This is a genomic window from Shimia sp. R11_0 (assembly GCF_017744035.1).
GTDB classification, from domain to species: domain Bacteria; phylum Pseudomonadota; class Alphaproteobacteria; order Rhodobacterales; family Rhodobacteraceae; genus Shimia; species Shimia marina.
This window is the reverse complement of sequence record NZ_JAGHQY010000010.1, coordinates 100,981-124,851: the sequence shown is the minus strand read 5'-3', so window position 1 is coordinate 124,851 and position 23,871 is coordinate 100,981. Positions and strand designations below refer to the sequence as shown.

The following is a 23,871-nucleotide window of genomic DNA, read 5'->3' as shown; positions in this document are numbered from 1 at the left end:
AAGCTATATCTTGGCGCACACTATCGCGCCATTTGGCGGGGTCAATCTCTGCATGGATCCGAGAAGTTACGCGATGCGTGCCTTCGTAATGTTGCTGGCTTCGGACCCCATCGCACGCTAAAGCTTGTTCAAACGTTTCAAAGCCATAAAGGCCACTACCGTGACTGAACAAGATCAAAAAGCAAGCAACGATAATGGATATCTGTTGTCATGGCTGTGGCGTAAGTACTTGCACCGATACAAGTGGCTACTGATCGGCGCCAGCTTGCTGATGGCAATCGAAGGATCAACCCTTGGTCTAGTAGCTTGGATGATGGAGCCGATGTTCGATAGAGCGTTTGCGCCAGGCGACACCACCGCGCTTTGGACAGTTGGCCTTATCTTTGCTGGAATCTTTTTCATGAGGGGCGTCACCAGTTTTTGCCATAAAGTGATGATGACTGTGGCAACTCAAAAGACCTCAGCGGACTTACGCAAAGATCTCCTCGGTCGCATGATGATACAGGACAACGAGTTTCATCAAGTACACCCGCCTGGATATTTGATCCAGCGCATCCAATCAGATGTTCAAGGTATAAACAACGTCTGGTCATCGTTCATCACAGGCGCCGGTAGAGACTTCATCTCGCTGTTGTCCCTGCTCGCCGTTGCAATTAGCGTAGATTGGCGCTGGACGCTTGTTGCATGTATTGGGACACCAGTACTAATTTTACCATCGATCGTCGTACAGCGTTTTATACGGCGTCGTGCGCGTGAAGCACGTGATATTGGTGCAAAAATAGCGACCCTGCTCGATGAGATTTTTCACGGTATTATACCCACAAAACTGAACCTGCTTGAGAGTTATCAGGACAGGCGATTTGGCATTTGGACGAAAAAGTTCGTGCGTTCAAAAATACGGACAACCGCAGGCAATTCATTAATTGCTGCAATGGTCGACTTCACCGCTGGCGTGGGTTTCTTTTGTGTATTGTTGTATGGCGGGGGAGAAATCGTTTCTGGAGAAAAAACAATAGGTCAGTTCATGAGCTTCTTCACAGCTCTTGGGATGATGTTCGAGCCTTTGCGTCGCCTTGCTGCCCTCTCTGGGCGATGGCAGATTGCAGCCTCCGCAATTGAAAGACTAAAAGAGCTTGTGGAAACTGAACCAACAATTTTGTCTCCAACCTCTCCGCAACCCGCTCCCAGCGGTATTCCAGAAATTAAGCTCAACGACATCCACCTTGCCTACGGTGATGTGAAAGTGCTCAATGGCGCCAGCTTTGTCGCAGAGGCCGGCAAGACGACGGCGATCGTTGGACCCTCAGGCGCGGGCAAGTCCACCCTATTCAATGTACTCACAAGACTAGTGGATCCGCAAAGCGGGACAAGCACGATTGGCGGAGTAAGTAATCAAGATATGAGCTTGCCGGACCTGCGCGGGCTTTTTTCCGTGGTGTCTCAAGAAGCCATGCTGTTTGACGATAGTGTACGGGAGAACATCGTGCTCGATCAGGCAAATATCGACGACGCTCGCCTGCAAACAGTATTGGACGCGGCACATGTGACCGACTTTCTTCCGAAACTTGCAGACGGTCTGGACACAGACGTTGGACCTCGCGGCACGAATCTGTCAGGCGGGCAGAGACAGCGCGTCGTCATTGCCCGAGCCCTGTTGCGCGACACGCCAATTCTGCTGCTTGATGAAGCAACCTCAGCCCTGGACACGCGCTCAGAAACAGTGGTCCAGGCCGCTCTGGACAAGCTATCTCATGGCCGGACAACGCTCGTGATTGCGCACCGTTTGTCCACGGTACGGGAAGCGGACAAAATTCTCGTGATGGACAAAGGTGTTGTCGTCGACGAAGGGACACATGACGAATTGATCGCGCGCGGCGGGATCTACGCAGAGCTCTATGAACTCCAGTTCAAAACCGATGGGGAAACTGCGGAAAAACGCGCTCTTTCGCCGGTCTCAAATGTGGCATTCAGACCCTCAGATGAACCTCAATCTCTCTTTTCTCGAATTCTGACACGCCTATCTCGTCGCTAGTAAAAGGAAAACCTCACGAACCTCGCCTGTATTCCTTGGCCAAACGCTCTGGCGTCACCCCCAAAAGATATCGGGTCAACATCCACAGGTTGCGCCTCCCACGGCGCAACCACCCCTGAGACTGATACTTTTCTGCACTCGTATTTGCGTGACACGGAATACCAGACAATCGCTTTCGCCCCAGTTTGAGCGATATAGCGACATCTTCCATTAGGGGAATGTCTTGGTAACCACCCACCTCATTGTACAAGCTACGCGAGATCAACAAACCTTGATCGCCATATGGAAGTCCGAAGGCAACGCTTCTGAAATTGGCCCATTTCGCCACGCAATTGCCCGCGAAACCCGAATTTCTAAATGCCAGGGCAAAATAAGCTGCAGTATCGGGTCTCAACAAGCTTTTCTGGATTACCTCGGTCCAGCCGTCTTCCAAAATCGTATCGGCATGCAGAAATAGAAACCAATCTCCTTTCGCTGCCTCAGCTCCCATCTTCAACTGACCACCCCGGGAAGGCGCGGCTCTCAAAATGGTCGCACCTGCCTCATCCGCAATCAAACATGTTTGATCAGACGATCCCCCATCCACGACAATGAGCTCACGCAACAGGCCTGCGGGCACGGCTTCATACAAAGCCGAAAGACAGGCCGGCAATTCAGCCTCTGCATTTAGCGTGGCTATGATCACACTGAGAGGCGCACGCATTTCTGTCTCCTGCCCTGTTGCACGGCTCGATTGCTTCTATATGACAAACATGAGCAAGAACAGGATCACCGTCATGACCACATCAGACCGCACCATCCTACGCATTTCAGGCAAGGACACCTGCGCTTTTCTACAGGGCCTTATTACCAATGATTTGGATCGGCTGAATGACGGCTTGCTCTATGCGGCGATCTTGACCCCTCAGGGAAAATACCTGGCGGACTTTTTCCTGAAGCGAGACGCGGACGACATTCTGTTGGATGTCTCCGCCGCACAAGCGCAAATGCTGCACCAGCGCCTGACAATGTACAAACTACGCGCCGACGTTGCCATAGAGGCGACAGATCTCCACCTACACCGGGGTTTAGGCCCTGTTCCCGAAGATGGCGCGGCCGACCCGCGCCACGCTGCACTTGGATGGCGGGCTTATCGAGACACGGCTCCTACAGAGGCAGACATAGACTGGACCAAGCTCTATGTGACACATTGTGTCCCCAACGCGGGTACCGAGCTGGACGAAAGCAGCTATATTCTGGAAATGGGATTTGAGCGGCTTCATGGCGTGGATTTCCGCAAAGGCTGTTATGTGGGGCAGGAAGTGACCGCGCGCATGAAACACAAAACGGAACTGCGCAAGGGTCTTGCACGTGTCCGCGTTTCCGGCGCGGCCATATTTGGCACCCCTATCCTGAAAGATGGGCGCGAGATTGGGAAACTCCTGAGCCGATCAGATGACGAAGCACTGGCTTATCTACGATTTGATCGTGTGGGAGAGGGTATGACAGCAGATGCTGCCAAAATCGAAGTGATCGAACCAACAGGGTGCTAAACCTCTTTCCGGTAACGATGGCCCAGTGCCTGCGCTCCCTGACCTGTCATCAGGTTTTGGGAATGCTGATTGAAGTCATGAACCATAGACTTCCACTCGCGGTATCCCTGCACGCGCATCCATGCTTCCATCGCCTCAATCAACTTTTTGCCAATACCTTTGCCGCGAGATGCTTCATCAACACAGATCTGATCCAGCTCGACATGCTTGCTCGCATGGAGAAAGGGTGTTGCAGGTCGGATGATTGGCAGCGCCACTAGGAACCCGCAAATCCGTCCCTCTTCTTCTGCCACGAAAATAAGACCACCTTCCTCCAAACGATCCGCAAAGAAACCCAAAACCTCTTCGGCCTTGGCGTCTCCTCTGTATGGCTCCGGATGCTCAGCTTCATGAATGGCATTCACTTGTCGTGAGAGCGGCAAGAGCTTGGCAAGCTCAACTTGCTCTAAGTGTCTAATCATTAAAAAAACCTCCAGTTTGACACCGGAGGTTTTGAACAGCCCCCGGCAAATGTCGCGGGGAAATCTTTCCGGGCGCGGCTTATGCGCGCTCGACATATTCCATTGTTTCTGTGTTCACGACGATATCCTCGTCCTGGCCAACAAATGGCGGCACCATGACGCGCACACCATTATCAAGCACTGCCGGCTTAAAAGAGTTCGCCGCAGTCTGACCTTTCACCACAGGCTCTGTCTCAACGATTTTACAGACCACTTTCTGAGGGAGCGTCGCATTAAGCGCTTCAGACTCATAAAATTCAACCACGATGGTCATACCATCTTGGAGAAATGGACGGCGCTCGCCCAACAAATCCGCAGAGATCTGGTTCTGATCATATGTTTCAGTGTCCATGAAGATCAACATACCGTCATCTTCATAGAGAAACTGCTGATCTTTCTGTTCAAGGCGCACACGTTCCACCTTGTCCGCAGACCGAAAACGCTCATTCAGCTTGGAGCCATTGCGCAGATTCTTCATCTCGACCTGTGCAAAGGCACCGCCCTTGCCAGGTTTCACGTGATCGACTTTCACAGCAGCCCACAGGCCACCATTGTGCTCCAGAACGTTACCTGGGCGAATTTCGTTACCGTTGATCTTGGGCATGTAGATAAAACCTAGACAAAAAAGGTTGATCGGATGTTTTAGCTTCCTATATCTGCCCGGTTGGCAGGTGGCAAGACAACCTGTCTTACGGGGACAGCAAACGCGACGCCATGCAAATTAAGCATAGAAGCTATGCATATGCGGGCTACCCGAATCAAATATAATGCGCCATAAGGAGCGCCACGCCGAAACACAAGAGCAATAACACAAGGACGACGAGATGACCGATTTCGTTGATGCAGCGGCTTACAACAACGAACAAGGCAACCGTGCGCGCAAGCTTTTTGCTGCCGTTGTCTTGGCTGCGCTGGATGATGCCATTGCTGATGACAAGAAGTATGGCAACGGACCGGAACAAATCGCCCGATGGGCGCGCTCCCGTGACGGCCGCGAAGTGCTTTCCTGCGCGGGCATCGACCCTAACGAACGTGTGGTCGAAGGCCTCATGGAGTTCGTAGGAAAAGGTATTCGGACCTCCGTCGCGCTGTCTCGCGAGGAAAGTGAGCGACGCAACGCTGCCGCTCAAGCAGAGGCTGCGTAAAAACGTCCCTCTTTCTGCTGAAAACAAAAAACGCGCTCTAAATGAGCGCGTTTTTTGTTTGAGATCCAAAAATCAAGCAGGTTACAAACCTGCATTGAGCAAAATCTAACCAAGATCATGGGCAGCTAGTGCGCGATGAATCTCGCGCCGCACAAGCTTTCTTACGTTCCGCGTAATACGCTCGCCAAGCGCGCCTTGTAATTCTTGCCGAACGATATCCGCCACCATTTCGCGCAACATGGCCTCATCAATTTCGGAAGCCTCTTCGATGGGCAACGCAAAATCGGTGTTGTCTGCCACATCAAAAGACTGCCCCACCTCATTCACGAGACTTTCAGACACGTCAGCAACAACCGTCTCTGAAAATCCCCCCTCATCCTCTAACGAGGTTTCCACATCTTCTGCTGAGGATGCCTCGCGGAACTGATGTATACGGGCTTCCAAAACCTGCTTGAAATCAAAAGGCTGATCCTCATCAACCCTTTCCTCATCCCCATTTATATTGGAGACGTCACCTGATATTTCAGCCTCCAGCGCCATCTGGACATCTTGCTCGGTTTCAACCTCACCAAGCTTGAATGAGGAAGAGCCTTCTACCTCCTCACCAGTCAGAACCTCCTGAGGCGCATCCGCAATAAAACTATCCTCAGTCGTATCCGGCTCGCTCTGCTTAGGCTCCGCAACACCACTGCTTTCCAGAGGCTCTTCATCGACCCTCAGAGCAGGCGTGAGAACCAATGCGAACGGTTCCCCCTGATCAGACTCATTTCCTGAAGCTGCCGCCCCAGTTTCTGGATGAGCTTCAATCTTTTCGTCAGCACCACCCAACGGCCGATTTTCTGAAACCAGCCGCCGAATGGAGGTCAAGACATCCTCAATTTCCGTATTCGTTACTGGATCAGACATTTAGTACCACCGGTTGTTCAGTTAACCTGAGTGTAGCGACAGCAGGCTACCCCTACAACAGATAGGAAAAATGTTATTCTTTCCCAATTGCTTTAAGCACACGATCAAGTTTTTGACCTTGTTCAGAGCGCAAAGCAGGCGCGTTCTTTACCAAATTATAGTAGGCCTCAGGATCATACCGCTCCACCCGCAGATTAAGGTAGTCCACAGTCAATAGCCCCATCGAAGACAGCACGCCATATGCCGCTACGATCTGTAGCGCTTGCGCCTCAATACGATCAGCTTCCGCATCCAATAGATCCTGCTCAGCGGTCAGAACATCCAATGTCGTACGTGCGCCCAGCTTGGCTTCTTCACGAACCCCTTCAAATGCGATACGCGCGGCCTCCACCTGGCGCACGCTGGCCTGAATTTGAGAGCCCGACGCAAGGAAGCGTGCCCAGGCGGTGCCAGCCTGCTGTCGGATATTGTGACGCACCACGTGCAAATTACCGCGCTCGGCATCTCGCTGCGCCATGGTCTGGCGCAGCAGTGCAGAAAGCCGTCCGCCTTGATAAATCGGCCCGCCCAGCTCAATCGCCACGCTGGCGCTGTCGGCAAATTGTGAAGAATCAAATTCGCGGCGCGTTCCAACGCGGGACTTGAGATTAATGCTCGGCCCCATAGCGGCACGCGCGCGCTGAACGTTTAATTCAGCAGCTGAAATTTGAAACTGAGCTTGAAGCATTTGGGGATGAGAGCGTACGGCAACTGCCTTTGCTTCATCAATCGAGCTTGCCGCTTTAGGCAGGCTCCTGGGCGTCACAAGGTTACCAGGGCGCGCTCCAACCGCTGCTGCATAGAACTCTTTGCTCGCCTCTAAATCCCCCTGCGCAGCTGCCAATTGCGCCCGTGCCCCCGCCAGACGGGCCTCGGCCAACGCCACATCTGTTCGCGTGACCTCACCAACCTCAAAACGATCCTGCGCAGCCTGAAGTTCGCGTTCCAAAAGGCGCAGGTTGTTCACGCGCAGCTTGACGATTTCATCGTCCGCGACAACGTCCATAAAGGCTTGAACGGCATTGAACAACACCGTTTGCTCAACAGAAATCAAGCCTTGGCGTGTCGCTAGAACGGATTCTTTCGCCGCCTCTGTCGCCAGCTTGGATTGACCATTATCAAACAGCAAGAGATCCAGCGAGACACCGATACCCGCAAAACGATCTTGGCTTAGGCGTGTAACCCCCGTCAAATCGCTGTCGGAATACTCATAGCTCACGTTGCCAAACCAATTGATGATTGGGCGCAAAGCCGCGATGGAAACAGCAACATTTTCATCAGCAGCGCGCAAAAGCGCGCGATTCTGTTCAAGCAGACCACTATGCTCATAAGCCATGGCCAGCGCATCAGATAAAGTCTGCGCCTGAACCGCCGCGACCGAAGCCACCGACACTGTCAGAGCAAGTGCGCCGCGGCGCAGTGTTTTTTGAACCTTCTGGAACATGGCTGCTGCCTCCTTGGACGAAGCTTCAGAGCTCCGCACCTATTTTATAGTTCGAATTCTTTTACTGCTTCAAAACCTGGCAACACAGGTGCCGCCGCATTGAACGCAAAGTTCCAATTGATCTCACCATCAATCTTGTAGCCGATGCGCACAACCCCCAAAGCACCTTCCATGAACAATACCGCGATGCGCCCGCCTTCTTTGAGCTGCTCCTGCAGCGCAGCGGGGAGCATGCCAACACCACCTTGCAACAAGATCACGTCGTAGGGGCCATGCGGCGCAGCGCCCTCCTCCAGAGGGCCACAGTGCACAACAGCATTGTCAGCTCCATGCTCCGTCAACGCCGCCTGCGCCTCATGCGCACGGGCTTCGTCGTTCTCCACTGCAATTACGGCTTCCGCCATTCTTGCGATGACCGCAGCGGAATACCCCAATCCTGTGCCGACATCCAAAACCAATTCACCGCTCTGAATGTCCAGCGCGTCAAGTATCTTCGCCAGCGTTCGTGCATCCAACACAACACGATTGGCCTCAAGTGGCACAAGCGCATCAACGTAAGCGGCGTCCCTTGCATTGCTTGGCACGAATGCCTCACGAGGCACAGTCAGCATCGCTTCAATGACGGTGAATTTCGTTACATCAGATGGTCGAACTTGTGTATCGACCATAGTGGTGCGGAGAGTTGCGTAGTCGGTCATCGATATCCCATGAGCTCAGGCACATATGCGGTTGTCTTGCCATAACTCTCTTGAGTGGGCAACGTCTCGAATACCTGTTTCTACAAAGCTGTGGCAACGGCGCGCGCTTTATCGCGCCAAATTGCGAGATTTCCCCTTCGCTGCACACATCCACACAATAAACAAAAAAGGACTTGCGCCCAAATCAAATTCGTCCCATTTATGCGCCACTTTCGGGGCATGCCCCACACCACGGATGGCGAGTTGGCGGAGTGGTGACGCAGCGGATTGCAAATCCGTGTACACCGGTTCGATTCCGGTACTCGCCTCCATTTACCCCCCAATTCGCTCGCACCGCAGTTCACCTGCAATTTCAAGATTGCGAGAGAGATTGTTCTATATGTCAACACCACCTCAGTTTCGCTTGCGCCAGCTGCCCTTCGCAGCGCCCATGCCCTCCGTGAGTTACCCTATCGGCGCTCGATGGCCTTAGTTGCGAGTGAGTAACCCCCGCATGTGATTGGCGAGGTTCGACAAGCTGGTCTACTTTGAGCCGCCGCATCACAGCCCCGCGCCGACAACGCAACACGCGCAATGTGCGGATCATCCTTTCAACGCAGAGTACTGTCCCACTTCAAGATACAGGCAACTAGGCGAATCTCTTTGACAACCCCGGCACATGAATGCCTCGCAGACGGAACACCACTTAACATGCACTTGCATGACAAGTTCACAAATACTATAGAGCCGCTACCTCAGCCACCTTCCAGACATCGCGGAAACAGCCAGAGCTCACAATTCTACCAGGGGGACTCTGACGCTCATGTCCGTTTCAAAAACTCGCCAGCGCACGTTGCTTCTCAGCACATGCGCCTTTGCTCTAGCGCCACTTCAAAATGCATCGGCGCAATCTCTCGAAGACTCTGAATTCTATTCACTCGACACCATCACTGTCGAAGCTCAGGATGAGCAACAAGGCTCGGCTGACCGCGGGGCATCTGTTTACGTGGCGGATGCTGAACTTGAGCGTGCCCGCTTGGGTGACATGAAAGACGTGTTTGCAGGGATCGCCAACGTATCAGTTGGTGGAGCAATTCCCATGGCGCAAAAAATCTTCGTCAACGGTGTCGACATGCTAAACCTTGTCGTAACGATGGATGGCGTCGCACAAAACAATCGGGTGTTCCACCATGCGAGCGCAAACGTGTTTGACCCCGGCCTGCTCAAATTTGTCCGTGTGGATCCCGGTGTCGCTGCGGCAGACACCGGCCCCAATGCCGTCGCTGGCGCTGTGGTTATGGAAACTAAAGATGCGACAGATGTTGTCGCCGAGGGGCAAACTTTTGGCGGCGATCTGCGCTTGGGCTATGCAGACAACGGAAAAACATTCAATCGCGCCCTCACAGTAGGTGCCGTAGAGAACGGTTGGGAATTTTTGCTCTATGGCCGCTCTGCCACGGGGGAAAATTACGAGGACGGCTCTGGCACTGAAGTCACAGGATCAGAAGCCGATTTGCAAACTGGCCTCATAAAAATGGCCTACGAGAGCGACACAGGACATCGCATTGAAGCCTCAGCACAAGTTCTAAAGGACGACGCGCTCCGCAACAGATTGGCCAACTTTGGAAATGATGGCAGGGGCCTGGTTCGCTACAAGACAAAACGCAAGAATTACTCCGTTTCTTACTCGAGAGCAGATGGCCATGGTCTGTGGGATCCCGAAGCTGTTGTGGGCTATTCGGAGAGCTTCATCAATGCTCCGGTAAACGGCGATAGTGAAACGACATCTGGCACCTTGTCCGGCAAGCTACAGAACACTTTCCACCTTTCAGACACAGACACGATTGTGGTTGGATTAGACTTCTATGATCGCACAGGTGAGTTTAAATCTCCCCTATTGCCTCAACTTGGCTTGAACACTCTGGAAGAAAGCTCTCGAAACATCGGCTTGTTCGCACAGGCGCGTTTGGAACCATCTGACCGCTGGACAGTCTCCACGGGTGTTAGAGCCGACTTCCAGAGCTTCGAAAACAATGTCGGCTTCGAAGAAGACTTCAACGGCTTAAGCGGCAATGTGTCGGCCATATTTGCTGTGAATGACAATCTGGCTTTGCGTGGCGGGTACTCTAACGTCTTTGGCGGACTGCAAATCGAGGATGGGTATCAATTCTTCAATATGGTTCGAAATCCCTTTGTCCCTGTGCCTTGGGATTATTCAAACCTGGACGCATCTCGATCACAAAACGTCAACCTTGGCTTGGATTGGACCGCAGGAAGCTTCACAACTGGCGGTGAGCTTTTCTACACCGAAGTTACAGATGCGCGCGATCTTGATGAAAACTTCGACTTCTCCACTCAGGGCATCAACCTCTATGCATCATACAACTGGGACATGGGCGGCTTGCGTTTCACCTATTCCCATTCCGAAGCCGAGCGCGATGGCAACCAAGCACCCAGTGGGAATTTGACAGACTACGCGACGCCTCTCGGATCCATCATGGCGCTTGAAGTTCAGCATCGCCTGCCACAAGCCAACCTGCTTATTGGAGGTAGCCTAGACGTGGCACTCGACTATACGCCGGACTACACAAGCAACAATGGCGTCAAGAAACTTGACGGATATGAAGTGGTCAACTTGTTCGCTGAGTATTCACCTCCTGCTTGGGAAAACGTCACACTGCGCGGAGAAATCTTGAACCTCTTTGATCAAGACTACGCAGACCGGGCCACATATGGCGGTGACTACGAAGGGTTCAACCAACTCAAAGAACCAGGTCGGACGCTGGTTTTGCAAGCGGTCGCAAAATTCTAAGAAACGAAGAAACACCCCGCCTTCTTGGGCGGGGTGTTATTCTCAGCTGAAACCAAATCTTTGCAATTAAGCCAGTAAATACTTTACTGATAGCGCCAATGGATTACGGCAATAGGCGTAGAAGGGATCGCGCCAGATCATAGGCCTCATCCGTGTCCAATAAGGCCCCCATCTCTCTTTCAAGCGTGTCGATATACACCGGCCAAACCGCCTCCAACCGCGCAACACCCTCAGGTGTAAGAAACAAGACTTGCTTACGTCGACCGTCCGCAATGTATGTACGCCTCACCAACCCCGCCTTATCCATACGCGCAACCAATCGTGAAAGGGTGTACTGCGGCAATTGCAAAGCCGCTTCAATTTCGCCCATCAACTTGCCCGCTTCGCCGGCTTGGTGAATCTCCAGCAAAACTTCATACCAAACCGGAGCATCAAGCCCCTCAGCTTTCATCGCATGCGACAGTTTGAGGAGAAACTTTCGTTGGCTTTTGAGGAGGTAGAACCAAACACGGCTGTAGGCAACATTGGGAGATTCTTCCCCAAAAAACGCCTCATTGGACAATGATTGAAATTCCTCTGAGGACATACGGCTCATAATCCTAACGTCGCTGATTTTGAATTCTCGACTGGCTCTGTCAACGTCCATGAATTTCAGAAAACAAACAAAACCTCAACCACTGACAAGCGCGATAGATTGGGCGCCACTTCAGTCTCTCCAATACACTAACCACCTGTCCCAAAATAAACTATTTAGAACGCGCACCCAGACAGACCAACATTACGCATGCTCTTATGAAAAAGGGCAAATATGCTGGACTTAAGCAATGTCTCTCAGTAAGCAATCGATAAACATCTGCCCAGCCAATTCCAGCCAAGCAGCACATTTCAAAGGAGCATTTCTATGTTTCAGAAATTTGCAGCGGCGCTCTTGCTTAGCACATCCATGGCTCACGCCGCGGAAATAGAAACCTTCGCAGGCCCAGTTTCAACACCAGACAACCCTTCCACAATCGCGGTTTTGGATATCGCTGCAGTAGACACGCTCACAGCTTTGGGCGTCTCAATTGAGGGCGTCCCTGCAAATGTCTATGTGGACTATTTGAAAGAGCCGACCAAAGATGCCGCGCCGATCGGTAGCCTTTTCGAACCCGATTTCGAAGCAATCCACGCACTTCAGCCAGATCTGGTCATTGTTGGCGGCCGCTCATCACGACAGCGCGCGGCCGTTTCCGAATTGGCTCCCACCATTGATATGACGATCTGGGAAGATACTGTTGGGCAAGGCCTGGATCGCCTGAAAGCCTATGGCGACCTCTTTGGCAAAGAAGAGCAGGCCGCACAGCTTCGCACCGATTTTGAAGCAAAGCTTGCAGAGACCAAAGCCGCTCTCGACGGTCAGGGCAAAGCCCTCATTGTTTTGACGAATGGCCCCAAAGTTTCTGCATATGGTTCCGAAGGGCGTTTTGGCTGGCTTCACTCTGCACTGGACCTGCCAGAAGCTGTACAACAGGTTGAAAAAGCCACCCACGGTGAAGCGGTTTCCTTCGAGTTCATTCGTGATGCGAACCCGGATATTTTGATTGTCCTCGATCGCCTGGCCGCCATCGGTCAACCCGGCGAGAGTGCGGCAACCACGCTCGACAATCCATTGGTTGCAGAAACCAATGCATGGAAGAACGGCAAGGTAATCTACTTAAACTCTGGGGACATCTATATCGCGGGTGGGGGCATTCAATCGATGACACGCTCATTGGATTTGATCTTGGAAGCAATGAACCAAGGTTAAGATCGTTGCCAAGCAAACTAGCAATTTTGGCCCTGGCGGCTGGGACAATCGTTCTGGCCGTCACGTCTCTGTTTGTCGGCGTAATCTCCATGACGCCTTCAGAAGTTTGGAAAGACACAGACGCGCTGAAGTTGTTACTGGACAGTCGCTTCCCACGAACGGTCGCTGCCTTAATTGTGGGAGCGTCTTTATCCGTCTGCGGCCTGATTATGCAAATGCTCGTCAGGAACAGATTTGTCGAACCGATGACAACCGGAACAGGGCAAGGTGCTGCATTGGGCGTATTGGCCGCCACAGTGTTTTGGCCATCCGCGCCCATCATTGTCCAAATGTCGATCGCAACTATGACCGCGCTCGCAACCAGCGCGTTATTTCTGACAATTGTGCGCAGCCTTCCTCCGACACAACCGCTCTTAGTGCCACTGGTTGGAATGATATTTGGCGGGATCCTCGGCGCAGGTGTGACGTTTGTTGCATTTCAGAACGATATGCTTCAGTTCATCGATATTTGGCTCAATGGCGACTTTAGCGGAGTTCTCAGAGGGCGCTACGAACTGCTTTGGATCGCGGGCATTGTAGCCGCATTAGCATATCTGATTGCAGATCAGTTCGCTATCGTCGGGCTTGGGCGCGATGCAAGCGTAAACCTCGGCCTCAACTACGAACAAGTCATGACACTTGGCCTTATCATCATCGCCATCGTATCTGCACTGACTGTCATCACAATTGGCGCCATCCCCTTTGTGGGTCTCGTGGTACCCAATATCGTCAGCCGGAGGTTTGGCGACAACTTACGTGCCACCCTGCCAGTAACAGCTCTGGCCGGTGGCGCACTCGTTTTGTCAGCCGATATCATCGGACGCGTTGTGCGCTATCCGTTTGAAATTCCAGTAGGCACTATTTTAGGTGTGATCGGATCAGTCGTGTTCTTGTGGCTTTTGTACGCAGGGCCAAAACATGAAACATAGAGCCCTGCTCGTCTCTCTCTGCCTGCTCCTTCTCTGCGCTGTTCTGTTCATGACAATAGGCGCACGTGGAAACTGGGATTTTGTCCTGTGGTTTCGAGGACGAAAGCTTCTCGCGCTGCTTGTAGTCGGCACCGCTGTATCCACGTCTACCCTCCTTTTTCAAACAATCTCCCGAAATCACATTTTGACGCCTTCCATCATGGGCTTTGATGCACTGTTTGTCTTCATCCTGACCATTGCCGTCTTTGGTCTGGGGAGCGTCGGCTACAATGCGCTTCCGGCTGAACTGATCTTTTTGATCAATCTCTCTTTGATGATAGCTGCTTCAATGCTGTTGTTTGGCACCCTCCTAGGCCAACAGCGAGCTGATCTCATGAGACTGGTGCTCACCGGCATTATCTTCGGCGTACTTTTTCGCTCAATCACCTCACTTTTGACGCGCTTGATTGACCCCAATGAGTTTTTCACAATCCAAGTGAACTCCTTCGCTCGCTTCAATCACATCAATGTTTCCCTCCTTACCGTGGCTCTCGTTCTGACCTCTGCAACGCTTTTGGGATGCTGGAAGCTGCGCCGATCCATGGACGTTATGGCATTGGGTCATGAAATTGCGACGAGCCTCGGTGAGCCCGTAGCACGTCGTCAAAAACAAACGCTTGTACTTATTGCAGTGCTCGTTTCGGTCAGCACGGCATTTGTGGGTCCGATTGCCTTCTTGGGCTTGTTGGTAACGTCTCTTGCCAGATTGGTCGCACCGGACGAAAGCCACACAACGCTACTGCCACTTGCCGCGGCAATATCGGGCATCGTTCTGGTCGGTGGACAAACCATTCTCGAACGCGTTTTGGGCCTGTCCACACCGCTTTCCGTCATCATCGATTTTGTGGGCGGGCTACTGTTTCTCACCATGCTGCTCCGAAAGGGCTGGTCATGATTTCCATAAACAACTTGAACTACACAATCGGCTCCAGCCAAGTTCTCACCGACATCTCAGTTCGTATTCCCAAAGGCGGCATGACGGCGCTGATTGGTCCAAATGGCGCAGGAAAATCTACCCTATTGTCGCATATCGCACGACTGCTCCCTATTCAAAGGGGCCAGATCGAAGTGGACGATCTTGAAGTGGGCAAATGTGACGAACGCACACTTGCAAAACGTTTGGCCATCCTGCCGCAACAGGTGCATTTCGCAACACGCCTGACAGTACGCGATATGGTGACTTTTGGGCGGTATCCCCATAGTCAGGGACGCGTTACGGAAAGCGACAGAAAAATCGTCGCGCAGGCCTTGGAAGTTTTCGGTCTAACAGATTTGGAAGACAGGTTTTTAGACACGCTTTCCGGAGGTCAACGACACAAAGCGCATGTGGCTATGACTTATGCGCAGGATACGGATTATCTGCTGCTTGATGAACCGCTCAACAATTTGGACATAGCCGCTGCCCGCAACCTGATGACCCTGCTGAAAAACCTCGCAGATCATCGTGGCAAAACAATTGTCATCGTACTCCACGACATTAACTTTGCAGCACAATACGCGGATCATCTACTGGTCATGCAGAATGGGACGGTGGCTCAAGAGGGTCGACCAACCAACTTGATAACCGAAACGTTGCTTAAAGACGTTTTCGGCACCGACGCGCGCGTGGCACTGGTGGATGACACACCGGTGGTTCTGCCCTGAAACCTCTTTATAGGGCGTGTACACTGTTGCCTTGCTCGTCTTGCAACAGACTTGGCACCTGCGCCTATACGCGACTAGCTTTTACGAACCTCTGAAGGGGATAGAGCGAATGCTCTCCGAAAGGCTGTTGCAAAGTTTTCAGGGCTGGAAAATCCAGCCATGTCTGCGGCTTGAGCAACTGTAATACGTCCGTCGCACAGCGCATCATGTGCAACCTCCAATCGCAGACGTCGTAAATGCGCAAGCGGCGCGCACCCTCTGGCCTTGCGGATCAAACGCCTCAAGGTAGAAAGGCTAACCCCGCCAACCTGTGCAAACGCAGCCAAATCAGGCATGGGTCCAGGTTCGCGAGCCAACTCCTCAATTCGAAGTAATTGAGCCATCTCACGCTGCGTCAAAGCGGCCTCAAAACCTTGATCCGCGAGATGCTCAAATGCGCTGGCCACCAGCTCAAGAGCGGCAGCCTCCGTTTTCAAACGTTCAAAAGGTCGCCCAAAGCCACGACTGCCTGCTAACTTCTCCAACAACCCAATATCTTGCAAACCTGCGGTCCATTCTAATCGCTGCAGAACACCATTCATGAGATATCCTGTATTAGGCAATTTCAAACCATTAGAATCCAACCACGACTTGGAGAGCTGCACGCTCACCTTCCGTACATACTCCCCCGGGACAGACCGCCTTACGAAGCTCAATGGTTCTTCGGTCGAAGTCAAAACCATCTTCACAGGAAGTATTCCTGTGCGCCCCAATTCCATCGGCTGACCCGACAGCCATGCTTGCGTGCTACCTTCCAGAAAGCAGTGCAACACAGCACAGGGAACACGTTCCGTTTGGGTTTCAAACTCACCAATCGCTTTCGCGTTCAAGGTGTGTAACCCAAACCCATCTTGAAACTCGACGGCAGTTACCAACCCATCAAACACTTGTGCCGCAGGCCTGTCGACACGTCGAAACCACTCAAGTTTGTCGGCCACTTCAACACCATTGACCGTTGCTCTTCTCGCGTGCTGCATCTCAAGGCTCTTCTTGCAAAACATTCCGAGGAGCTCGCCCGACATCAAACTTGAACATTTGCCAAAGAGTTTTGGCTGTTGTGCAAAGGCCGCCGACTGGCATGGAAACAGACAGGAGTCTATTAATCCGAGTTAAATAGTCAACATAAAAGGGGCAATACCATGACATCGATGCCGATGCGTGCACTTCTGCTTGCGGGGACCGCGCTCGTGACGCCGCTGTTTTCCCAGACAGCTTTCGCTCAGGATATAGAAGATGACTTCAATCTTGGAGAAATCAGGATTGAGCAAGACGCAGCGCAGGAAGCTTTAGGCAATCTAACAATATCCGAAGAGGAAATTGAGCGCCGAAACCCTGCGAGCATACAAGATGTTTTTGATGGAGAGTCTGCTATCAACGCCAGTGGTGGACCTGCTATTGCCAAGAAAGTCTTCGTAAATGGTATCGAGGAAAGTCTTCTCAACGTAACGATTGATGGAGCGCGGCAAAACAAATCGGCATTCCACCATACGGGCAACGTGCTGATCGACCCCGGCCTACTAAAAGCTGTCGAGGTTTCATCAGGACTTGCCCCAGCAGATATCGGCCCCGGAGGCCTTGGCGGCACGCTTTCATACACGACGAAAGACCCAAGTGACCTGCTTGACGCGGACAAAAATTTTGGAGGCCGAATCTCCATTTCGGGAGGCGACAATGGCTTTGGCTTGCGCTCGACACTGTCTCTCTATGGCCAAACCGGAGGCTTTGAATACCTCCTGCACGGAGCCAGCCAAAACGGTTCCGACTACGCGGATGGGAATGGGAATAGCATTTTGGGAACAGGTGCCGACATCACAGATGTGATGGCGAAGGTCGCCTATACCACGAAAGGTGGACACCGCCTCTCTTTCACAGCTTCTGAAACCAAAGACACAGGAGACCGCTTGGGGCAGCAAGGTCCCGGACCGCTGTTTTTCATTCGTCCAGATTTCGGCGGGTTGAATGGCTTAAACAGCGTTCTTTTGCCAGCAGAGGCTCGGCGTACGTCCTACTCTGCGACTTATACAATCGAGGACGCCCAAGGGTGGTTCACCCCCTTCGTTCAACTCGCCTACAATGAACAAGAGATCACTGCGGGCAGCGGTACAGGCAAAAACACAAGCTTGAGCGGAACATTCAAGAATACCTTCCAACTCGGCAACGGCACATTGTCGGCCGGGCTCGACTTTTTTGACGAATCTGCGGAGGGCAGCACGGGCCCATACGGAGGGAAAGAAACAAACCGAAACGTCGGTCTTTTTGCCCAAGCTCGTCAAGACCTCTCCGCGCGCACCTCACTATCCTATGGCGCACGCATCGACATTCAGGACTTTGAGGGTGCGGATGGATCAACCTTCTCTGAAACAGGCATCAGCGCCAATGCCTCTGTGGATTACATTCTCACGGAGTCTTGGAGCCTCAACGCAGGTATTGCCTCAACCTTTGGCGGTTTCGCCCTTGGTGAGGCCATGATCATCAACCTATTCGAAGATCAGCCCTTTGGCGCTCCATGGGAATATTCAGGGTTCAAACCCGCTCGCAGCAACAGTGCCCGCCTCGGAGCGCGCTTTGAAAGAGGGGCCTGGGTCGCAAGTGGCGCAGTGTTCTATACAGAGATCAACGATCTCGCGGCAGTTTTGCCTAGCCGTGGAGCCCGAGGGGCACTCACGGACATCAAGACACAGGGTCTGGACGGCTCATTGGCCTATGTCTGGGACACAGGGTTTGCTCGGATGAACTATACTTATGCTGATGTCTCAGAACAGGGCGATACGATTTCATCGACAGCATACTATCGTGGACGGCCATTGGGTCATCTTGTTGCGCTCGAAACAGCGTGGCACCCCCGGAAGGAGTGGACCATTGGCGGGACCGCTGAAATTGCTCCTAAATACAGTGATGCAAACATGGAGAGTTACTCCGTCTTCAATGCCTATGCCGAATACATCCCACCTAGCATGGAGAACTTCCGTGTAAGGTTTGACGTGCGCAACTTGTTTGATGAAACCTATGTTGCCCGCACAAACGACTCAGCCGGGGACAGCGCAGGACGCCCGATCCCGTTAAATGAGCCGGGACGAACCCTTGCAATAACGGCGACCCTCTCGTTCTAAAACCAAAGCCATACCAAAATGAACGCTCACCAACGGTGAGCGTTCTCCAACGACCAGATGGACACAAGCGCTCTGCAAAGATCTGGTGCCCCGCCAAAAGAAACGCATTCTAAGTGTACAGCGGATCAAGCGTCGAAAGACACGCTACTCACCGCAAACGAACAACTTTGATGCGGCCAGGATCCTTTTTCACCAGATAATCCTGATCAAGGCTGAGCACTTCCTTTTGAGAAAATTTGCGCGCGGCGAAGTCGACAAAAAAACTCTGATTGACATATCTGACTATTTAAATCAGATAAATCTCATCCTTTCCGGCCGCATAGATAGAACGAGTCAGAATCACCCTTCGGGAAACCGCGCTCACGACAAGCAAGAAGGGTGTGACAGCAACCAAAACGGACACCACAATGACAGATCGCCCTTCCTCACCCTCTTCCAATGAGCCTCCTGTGCATGTCGCAGAGGAGCTTACCAATGGTGGCAATCTGGCACGCATCCGGCTTGATGAAGCGGAATACACTTTGAGGATAACCCGCCAAGGAAAGTTGATTTTGACCAAGTAAAAAAGGGCCGGGAAATGATCGTTTGCCATTGCACAAACATTACAGATCATGAAATCCACGCTGCGGTCGATTGGATGCGAGCGTCTGATCCCGCAGTGTTGATTACGCCTGGAAAAATCTATCACGCCCTTGGCAAAGCCGCTGACTGCGGCGGCTGCGTACCGTTGTTTCTCGACACGATGCGCAAAAATGCTAACCTCCCTGTGCCAGCGCAATTACAGAACCTGCGCAAGCAACAGAGTGAGGAGACACCCATTGAAAGGCGATCCACAGGTCATTGAGTACCTTAACAAATCTCTCAGACATGAGCTAACTGCCGTCAGTCAATATTGGCTACATTACCGACTTCAGGAAGACTGGGGTTTGGTGCATATGGCCAAGAAAAGTCGGGAAGAATCCATTGAAGAAATGGAGCATGCCGATAAGCTGATTGAGCGCATCATTTTTTTAGGTGGACACCCCAACCTTCAAAAGCTCGACCCATTGCGTATTGGCCAAACCCCCAAAGAGACGCTTGAATGCGATTTGGCTGCGGAGGAAAGCGCACGCGCTCTCTACATGGAAGCACGCAAATGCTGTCATGACGCAGGCGATTTTGTGTCCATGAAGCTTTTTGAAGATCTACTTGCGGATGAGGAAGGGCATATCGACTTCCTCGAGACGCAACTGGAGCTGTATGATCGTCTCGGCGCCGAGAACTACGCACAGCTCAATGCTGCCAAGATGGACGAAGCAGAGTAACCTCAGTTTTTTTGATCGGGGCCGCTTATCCATCGGCCCCGATCTTGTATACGCGAGCGACGTTAACCTGCCATTTTCGACCGTGTGACATCTGTATAGGGCGTCACATAGTCAAAGAGACGAACGTCGCGGGAAAATCTCTGAGCAACAATTTCATTGAATTCGCGAAGTTCAACCTCAGCGCGCAGCGGATCGGGGCTCAGAAAGTCGCCTATGTTGTCAGACACAACTTTGTTCACGTTCACCTTCTCGATTTTTCTCTGGGCCTCCGGGACATGTGCTTGAAACAGCGCCTGCGCCTTTCCCATCTCAGAAATGTCAAAGACATGCCGAGGCAGCAGCTTACCGTCACGGTAGATAAACCAGGATTGTTCACGTAGATGCACATCGAGATCGCGGTCTTTGTGTTGATCTATAAAGCGCACAAACTCGAGGAGCGTCGTATCTTTGGAAAGTCCTGCTTTCTCTAGCGGACCATGCAGGCGTCTGGAAATTTTATCTCTGTATACCGAGAACACTCTTTCCCAGGGGTTTCGAACCACCGTGAAGGTCAGGTAGCCAGACGTATTGAGCTTCAGAAATTCCTGATGCTTGATATACGGCCAAGTTACCTCTTGATGGATATTTCGATAAGCCTCCTTGGCCTCACTGGTCACAAAGGGCGCCAGAAATGTTTTGACCGAGGTGTTGCCGGACTTTGGTATCGCAAAATAGACAACCTTTTGTTTTTTCAGATGAACGATTTGAGTCATTCGACATTTTCCCAGCGAGATGAAGCGGCTCCAACGAAGTGCGATCTTACACAAAGCCAAATCCGCATTGGCAGATAATTTTACAGGACCAAGCCAAGCTAGAAGCGTCCATTATGAGGCAGTGCCTACGTCTGGACGCACTTGTTTTGATCGTCGTTGCCCACAAGTTATGGATCAATCTTAACCAACACGTTTACCCAACCAGATTCTTGCGAAATTGCCCGGAAAAAATGACTTCAATTTAGAGAAAAATCTTAAACATGCATTCACCAATAGCTAAAGCTTTTTAATTTCAATGGCTTTGCCATCAAGACTGCCCAACGCCAGGCCCAATTCTCCAAATAAAACAGCTCTAAATTTACCTAAACTGCATACTTTTTCTACGTTTTCGAACACGTTTAAGTTTTGCGCATCTTGCGCTGTAGTGGCTCACCCCCACCCAACAATCCATCGTAAGCATCTATAAACAATAAAGCTTCTGCCACCATGTGATTGCTAGCATGCAAAGGTCGCGCAATTGTTCTCCCTCCCAAGCGGGCGAGATAAGGGCCGCGCTGCAAGTGCACCCTTAACCGAAAATTATTGTGACTCACCCCTAAAACAGGTGTCGCCTCGTTCAGTGGCGCATCCTCGCTCTCCGCTCAAATCGTTTGGCACGGAAGCAAATCATACCTCGTCAGCAGGTAAGCTGGCGTGCCCTAGATTTGCGCAATTCGTTGACTCGGTTCAGAAGAAAAGACTGCAAAAGTGAAAGAATTCAACGCTGCAACATGGGCTGTAAAGCCCCCCCGGCTTCTCTTGCTGCAGGGACCAGTGGGACCTTTCTTTAAGGAACTTGCGCTGGAGCTGGAAAACCAGGGCGCCGAAGTTCAGCATATGGTTTTTGGACCACATGACAGCGCCTATACGGCCAGGTCCTGTGCTGTTGCTGCGGTATCTGACCTTACCGGTTTTCAAAAAGAGCTTACTCAAATCCTTAAGACCGGCATCGATGTCGTAGTCCTTTTTGGTTCAGAACGGCCCGCACACAAGATCGCGCGTCACATCGCAGACCTGACCAACACCCCTGTCGTGTGTTTTGAAGAGGGCTATATACGCCCCGGCTTCATCACATGTGAGTTTGGAGGCAACAACGCGTCTTCCCCGATTGCCAAATGGGATCTTTCAGAACTGGACCGGAGCCAAACGTCTCGCCGAAAAGGCACAAATTTTAAAGGGTTTTGGCCCATGGTCTGGTACGGTTTCAACGTCTATTTGCGCAGAGGTCTGTTCGCCAATCGGAGACAGCGCGAATATTTCCACCGGGAACTCCCTCTGACCTCGGAAGCCTTTCATTGGAGTCGAAACGTCTTTCGAAAATATGTGATCGGGCCAAGGCATCACGCTGTCCTCAGGTCTCTAACGCAAAAGCACTCTGGTAACATTTTTGTTGTCGCTTTGCAGGTCCCCTCCGATGCAAACATCCTCAAGGCGGCCAAAGGATGGAACACACCAAAACTGGTGGAACGCTCGATCGGCTCCTTTGCTCGGCACGCTCCCGCCACTGCGCAATTGGTTTTCAAGATACATCCAATGGCACGCGGGCACTCAAATGACCAAGAGTTGATCAACAAAACCGCACGTAAGCACGGCATTCAAGATCGCGTCAAAGTTGTGCACGAAGGCTCGATCGCTGAGTTGATGGGGCACACTTCCGGCATGCTGACCATCAATTCCACATCGGGCCTCAGTGCGCTGCACCACGGTGTGCCTGTTTTAGTGTTTGGGCAATCCATCTTTACCCATTCTCAACTGGTCTCCCTTTACCAATCAAATGAAGACATCGACCGATTCTGGACGGCAGGATTCACAGCGCCCGCTGAAGTGCGACAAGCGTTCCTGCACAAAATAGAGGAGAATTCTCTTGTGCCAGGCGACTTCTACGCTGCGAATGGACGGAAGCAAGCCGTCCTTCACTCAGCTAAGAAAATTCTCGAATCTGCACGCGTTCCGGAATTGGTTGGGGACTGAGCGCTGGTCTTACGCCGCCGCCTGCCTATTGCTTGGCACAACATTGACCGCATGTTCGACGCTTCCATCTGAAGGGCCGCACAACCGAGCGTTTGATACAGAAACCGGCTTTGTGGAAAACACGGCAAGCCCGATTTCTTTGGTCAACATCGATCAAAATGTTGTCGCCAAACTCGGTACCGCACCGGCATCTTCGGTCTACTCAAGATTGAACGTCACGAGCACAAAGCCATCCGTCCTTGCACGCGTTGGCGATGCAATTGCCATTCGCATCTGGGAAGCGCATCCCGACGGGTTGTTTTCCGCCTCTGGGGAAGATTCCAACATCATTGCTGCCACGGTGTCTCGCGACGGGGACATTTTTGTCCCCTATGCTGGCGACATTGGCGTCACCGGCTTGAGCGAAAAGCAAATCCGCGCGCGCATCTTGGATGAACTGAGCGGCAAAGCAAGCGACCCTCAAATCCAAGTCAATATCAAATCATCGCCTGCGAACTCCGTATCCATTACAGGCGGTGTGTCCAGACCGGGGCAGTATCCACTACAATCAGGAGAGCTGGAACTCTTGGATGCGATCTCCGTTGCCGGTGGCACCCACACGCCAAAACATGAAACCCGGATCTCCCTGCTGCGAAACGGCAAGACATACGAGCTGATGCTTTCAGATGTTTTTGCAGATCCGCGCAACAATGTTCCGATCCGCCCGGGGGATGTGCTCGAACTGAGCCACCTGCCCCGCACATACACCACATTTGGTGCCGTTCGCACCTCCGGCCAAGTCGAATTTCCGGCGGAGACTGTGACGTTGGAACAGGCACTGGCGCGTGCGGGCGGTCTCAATGGGATCACCGCAAACAACAAAAGCGTGTTTCTGTTCCGTTTTGAAAGCAGCAACCGTCTTGCCTCTGCGGGTCAAAAACACACCCAATCCAAAACCACACCGGCGATCTACCGCATAGATATGTCATCCCCGTCCGCCTTCTTCTGGGCGCGCGGCTTCGAAATTCAGGACAACGACGTTCTCTACGTCGCCACAGCGCCAGCTGCTGAACTGTCGAAATTCCTGTCCATGATCGTCAACCCACTCCTCGGCAACGCCGCATCTGTCAACGTCATCGCATCTGAGTAAACC

23 protein-coding genes and 1 tRNA gene are annotated in these 23,871 nt (G+C 52.2%); 15 read left to right on the top strand and 9 right to left on the bottom strand.

Annotated elements, in window-relative coordinates; translation table 11 throughout:
• The first annotated feature begins 160 nt into the window (after nucleotides 1-160).
• On the top strand, nucleotides 161-2,032 hold the full coding sequence (locus tag J7382_RS17965; RefSeq protein WP_348540049.1) for an ABC transporter ATP-binding protein: 1,872 nt from the start codon (nucleotides 161-163) through the stop codon (nucleotides 2,030-2,032).
• Between the two features lie 13 nt (nucleotides 2,033-2,045).
• On the opposite strand, the gene J7382_RS17960 is transcribed toward J7382_RS17965, so the two are convergent.
• The gene (locus J7382_RS17960) at nucleotides 2,046-2,735 is read right to left on the bottom strand and encodes a TIGR04283 family arsenosugar biosynthesis glycosyltransferase (protein WP_209070363.1); all 690 of its coding nucleotides are present in this window, start codon (nucleotides 2,733-2,735) and stop codon (nucleotides 2,046-2,048) included.
• A 73-nt stretch (nucleotides 2,736-2,808) separates the two neighbouring features.
• Here J7382_RS17960 and J7382_RS17955 point away from each other — a divergent pair, with 73 nt between their 5' ends.
• On the top strand, nucleotides 2,809-3,564 hold the full coding sequence (locus J7382_RS17955) for a folate-binding protein YgfZ (RefSeq protein WP_209070362.1): 756 nt from the start codon (nucleotides 2,809-2,811) through the stop codon (nucleotides 3,562-3,564).
• Here the strand turns inward: J7382_RS17955 and J7382_RS17950 are convergent.
• A complete protein-coding gene (locus J7382_RS17950; protein ID WP_209070361.1) occupies nucleotides 3,561-4,121 on the bottom strand; it encodes a GNAT family N-acetyltransferase in 561 nt (186 codons plus the stop codon). The genes J7382_RS17955 and J7382_RS17950 overlap by 4 nt on opposite strands.
• Nucleotides 4,105-4,668 carry an elongation factor P gene (gene efp, locus J7382_RS17945; RefSeq protein WP_209070360.1) on the bottom strand — a complete coding sequence of 188 codons (564 nt, stop codon included), beginning with the start codon at nucleotides 4,666-4,668 and terminating at the stop codon, nucleotides 4,105-4,107. Before efp ends, J7382_RS17950 begins: the two co-directional genes overlap by 17 nt.
• Before the next feature lie 220 nt (nucleotides 4,669-4,888).
• On the opposite strand from efp, the gene J7382_RS17940 reads away from it, so the two are divergent.
• On the top strand, nucleotides 4,889-5,209 hold the full coding sequence (locus J7382_RS17940; RefSeq protein ID WP_058241212.1) for a DUF6280 family protein: 321 nt from the start codon (nucleotides 4,889-4,891) through the stop codon (nucleotides 5,207-5,209).
• A 105-nt stretch (nucleotides 5,210-5,314) separates the two neighbouring features.
• Here the strand turns inward: J7382_RS17940 and J7382_RS17935 are convergent, their stop codons facing one another.
• The 3 genes from J7382_RS17935 to J7382_RS17925 form a co-directional block, all read right to left on the bottom strand.
• Nucleotides 5,315-6,076 carry a hypothetical protein gene (locus J7382_RS17935; RefSeq protein WP_209070359.1) on the bottom strand — a complete coding sequence of 254 codons (762 nt, stop codon included), beginning with the start codon at nucleotides 6,074-6,076 and terminating at the stop codon, nucleotides 5,315-5,317.
• 112 nt (nucleotides 6,077-6,188) lie between these two features.
• Nucleotides 6,189-7,598, bottom strand: a complete 1,410-nt coding sequence (locus tag J7382_RS17930) for a TolC family outer membrane protein (RefSeq protein ID WP_209070358.1) — start codon at nucleotides 7,596-7,598, stop codon at nucleotides 6,189-6,191.
• Between the two features lie 44 nt (nucleotides 7,599-7,642).
• Nucleotides 7,643-8,296 (bottom strand): protein-L-isoaspartate O-methyltransferase, encoded by a 654-nt coding sequence (locus J7382_RS17925; protein ID WP_209070357.1) that lies wholly within the window; start codon nucleotides 8,294-8,296, stop codon nucleotides 7,643-7,645.
• 237 nt (nucleotides 8,297-8,533) lie between these two features.
• Here J7382_RS17925 and J7382_RS17920 point away from each other — a divergent pair.
• Both J7382_RS17920 and J7382_RS17915 read left to right on the top strand, forming a co-directional pair.
• Nucleotides 8,534-8,607 (top strand) — tRNA-Cys (locus tag J7382_RS17920).
• Nucleotides 8,608-9,098: 491 nt separating this feature from the next.
• The gene (locus J7382_RS17915) at nucleotides 9,099-11,087 is read left to right on the top strand and encodes a TonB-dependent receptor (RefSeq protein WP_209070356.1); all 1,989 of its coding nucleotides are present in this window, start codon (nucleotides 9,099-9,101) and stop codon (nucleotides 11,085-11,087) included.
• A 103-nt stretch (nucleotides 11,088-11,190) separates the two neighbouring features.
• Here J7382_RS17915 and J7382_RS17910 read toward each other — a convergent pair whose 3' ends face one another.
• Complete coding sequence (locus J7382_RS17910; protein ID WP_209070355.1) at nucleotides 11,191-11,682, bottom strand: MarR family winged helix-turn-helix transcriptional regulator; 492 nt, start codon at nucleotides 11,680-11,682, stop codon at nucleotides 11,191-11,193.
• Between the two features lie 306 nt (nucleotides 11,683-11,988).
• On the opposite strand from J7382_RS17910, the gene J7382_RS17905 reads away from it, so the two are divergent.
• From J7382_RS17905 to J7382_RS17890, 4 genes are read left to right on the top strand one after another with little or no spacing between them, the layout of a single operon-like run.
• The gene (locus J7382_RS17905) at nucleotides 11,989-12,873 is read left to right on the top strand and encodes a siderophore ABC transporter substrate-binding protein (RefSeq protein WP_209070354.1); all 885 of its coding nucleotides are present in this window, start codon (nucleotides 11,989-11,991) and stop codon (nucleotides 12,871-12,873) included.
• A 5-nt stretch (nucleotides 12,874-12,878) separates the two neighbouring features.
• Nucleotides 12,879-13,841 (top strand): iron chelate uptake ABC transporter family permease subunit, encoded by a 963-nt coding sequence (locus J7382_RS17900; protein ID WP_209070380.1) that lies wholly within the window; start codon nucleotides 12,879-12,881, stop codon nucleotides 13,839-13,841.
• Nucleotides 13,831-14,775: an iron chelate uptake ABC transporter family permease subunit gene (locus tag J7382_RS17895; protein WP_209070353.1), complete on the top strand. Its 945-nt coding sequence runs from the start codon at nucleotides 13,831-13,833 to the stop codon at nucleotides 14,773-14,775. The genes J7382_RS17900 and J7382_RS17895 overlap by 11 nt, the downstream gene beginning before the upstream one ends.
• Nucleotides 14,772-15,524: an ATP-binding cassette domain-containing protein gene (locus J7382_RS17890; RefSeq protein WP_209070352.1), complete on the top strand. Its 753-nt coding sequence runs from the start codon at nucleotides 14,772-14,774 to the stop codon at nucleotides 15,522-15,524. The genes J7382_RS17895 and J7382_RS17890 overlap by 4 nt, the downstream gene beginning before the upstream one ends.
• Nucleotides 15,525-15,598: 74 nt before the next feature.
• Here the strand turns inward: J7382_RS17890 and J7382_RS17885 are convergent, their stop codons facing one another.
• Nucleotides 15,599-16,540: an AraC family transcriptional regulator gene (locus J7382_RS17885; protein ID WP_209070351.1), complete on the bottom strand. Its 942-nt coding sequence runs from the start codon at nucleotides 16,538-16,540 to the stop codon at nucleotides 15,599-15,601.
• 162 nt (nucleotides 16,541-16,702) lie between these two features.
• Here J7382_RS17885 and J7382_RS17880 point away from each other — a divergent pair, with 162 nt between their 5' ends.
• The 4 genes from J7382_RS17880 (at nucleotide 16,703) to bfr (ending at nucleotide 19,977) form a co-directional block, all read left to right on the top strand.
• Entirely contained in the window at nucleotides 16,703-18,673 is a 1,971-nt protein-coding gene (locus tag J7382_RS17880; protein WP_209070350.1) for a TonB-dependent receptor, read from the top strand.
• A 407-nt stretch (nucleotides 18,674-19,080) separates the two neighbouring features.
• Nucleotides 19,081-19,236 carry a hemin uptake protein HemP gene (gene hemP / locus J7382_RS17875; protein WP_083498985.1) on the top strand — a complete coding sequence of 52 codons (156 nt, stop codon included), beginning with the start codon at nucleotides 19,081-19,083 and terminating at the stop codon, nucleotides 19,234-19,236.
• A gap of 14 nt (nucleotides 19,237-19,250) precedes the next feature.
• Entirely contained in the window at nucleotides 19,251-19,517 is a 267-nt protein-coding gene (locus tag J7382_RS17870) for a (2Fe-2S)-binding protein (protein ID WP_209070349.1), read from the top strand.
• Nucleotides 19,492-19,977, top strand: coding sequence for a bacterioferritin (gene bfr / locus J7382_RS17865; RefSeq protein ID WP_058239368.1), 486 nt, complete (start codon nucleotides 19,492-19,494; stop codon nucleotides 19,975-19,977). The genes J7382_RS17870 and bfr overlap by 26 nt, the downstream gene beginning before the upstream one ends.
• A 62-nt stretch (nucleotides 19,978-20,039) precedes the next feature.
• Here the strand turns inward: bfr and J7382_RS17860 are convergent, their stop codons facing one another.
• Entirely contained in the window at nucleotides 20,040-20,729 is a 690-nt protein-coding gene (locus tag J7382_RS17860) for a sulfotransferase family 2 domain-containing protein (RefSeq protein ID WP_058239367.1), read from the bottom strand.
• A 747-nt stretch (nucleotides 20,730-21,476) separates the two neighbouring features.
• Between J7382_RS17860 and J7382_RS17855 the strand changes: the two genes are divergently transcribed.
• Both J7382_RS17855 and J7382_RS17850 read left to right on the top strand, forming a co-directional pair.
• On the top strand, nucleotides 21,477-22,739 hold the full coding sequence (locus tag J7382_RS17855; protein WP_209070348.1) for a capsular biosynthesis protein: 1,263 nt from the start codon (nucleotides 21,477-21,479) through the stop codon (nucleotides 22,737-22,739).
• Nucleotides 22,740-22,851: 112 nt separating this feature from the next.
• A complete protein-coding gene (locus J7382_RS17850; protein ID WP_209070347.1) occupies nucleotides 22,852-23,868 on the top strand; it encodes a polysaccharide biosynthesis/export family protein in 1,017 nt (338 codons plus the stop codon).
• The last annotated feature ends 3 nt before the right edge of the window (nucleotides 23,869-23,871 follow it).

Excerpts from the sequence above, each read along its gene's own strand:
- J7382_RS17915 (WP_209070356.1), top strand. The coding sequence starts at position 9,099 with ATGTCCGTTTCAAAAACTCGCCAGCGCACGTTGCTTCTCAGCACATGC.
- efp (WP_209070360.1), bottom strand. The coding sequence starts at position 4,668 with ATGCCCAAGATCAACGGTAACGAAATTCGCCCAGGTAACGTTCTGGAG.
- J7382_RS17960 (WP_209070363.1), bottom strand. The coding sequence starts at position 2,735 with ATGCGTGCGCCTCTCAGTGTGATCATAGCCACGCTAAATGCAGAGGCT.
- hemP (WP_083498985.1), top strand. The coding sequence starts at position 19,081 with ATGACAGATCGCCCTTCCTCACCCTCTTCCAATGAGCCTCCTGTGCAT.
- J7382_RS17910 (WP_209070355.1), bottom strand. The coding sequence starts at position 11,682 with ATGAGCCGTATGTCCTCAGAGGAATTTCAATCATTGTCCAATGAGGCG.
- J7382_RS17955 (WP_209070362.1), top strand. The coding sequence starts at position 2,809 with ATGACCACATCAGACCGCACCATCCTACGCATTTCAGGCAAGGACACC.
- J7382_RS17870 (WP_209070349.1), top strand. The coding sequence starts at position 19,251 with ATGATCGTTTGCCATTGCACAAACATTACAGATCATGAAATCCACGCT.
- J7382_RS17940 (WP_058241212.1), top strand. The coding sequence starts at position 4,889 with ATGACCGATTTCGTTGATGCAGCGGCTTACAACAACGAACAAGGCAAC.
- J7382_RS17880 (WP_209070350.1), top strand. The coding sequence starts at position 16,703 with ATGACATCGATGCCGATGCGTGCACTTCTGCTTGCGGGGACCGCGCTC.
- J7382_RS17925 (WP_209070357.1), bottom strand. The coding sequence starts at position 8,296 with ATGACCGACTACGCAACTCTCCGCACCACTATGGTCGATACACAAGTT.
- J7382_RS17885 (WP_209070351.1), bottom strand. The coding sequence starts at position 16,540 with ATGCAGCACGCGAGAAGAGCAACGGTCAATGGTGTTGAAGTGGCCGAC.
- J7382_RS17930 (WP_209070358.1), bottom strand. The coding sequence starts at position 7,598 with ATGTTCCAGAAGGTTCAAAAAACACTGCGCCGCGGCGCACTTGCTCTG.
- J7382_RS17895 (WP_209070353.1), top strand. The coding sequence starts at position 13,831 with ATGAAACATAGAGCCCTGCTCGTCTCTCTCTGCCTGCTCCTTCTCTGC.
- J7382_RS17860 (WP_058239367.1), bottom strand. The coding sequence starts at position 20,729 with ATGACTCAAATCGTTCATCTGAAAAAACAAAAGGTTGTCTATTTTGCG.
- J7382_RS17890 (WP_209070352.1), top strand. The coding sequence starts at position 14,772 with ATGATTTCCATAAACAACTTGAACTACACAATCGGCTCCAGCCAAGTT.
- J7382_RS17905 (WP_209070354.1), top strand. The coding sequence starts at position 11,989 with ATGTTTCAGAAATTTGCAGCGGCGCTCTTGCTTAGCACATCCATGGCT.
- J7382_RS17950 (WP_209070361.1), bottom strand. The coding sequence starts at position 4,121 with ATGTCGAGCGCGCATAAGCCGCGCCCGGAAAGATTTCCCCGCGACATT.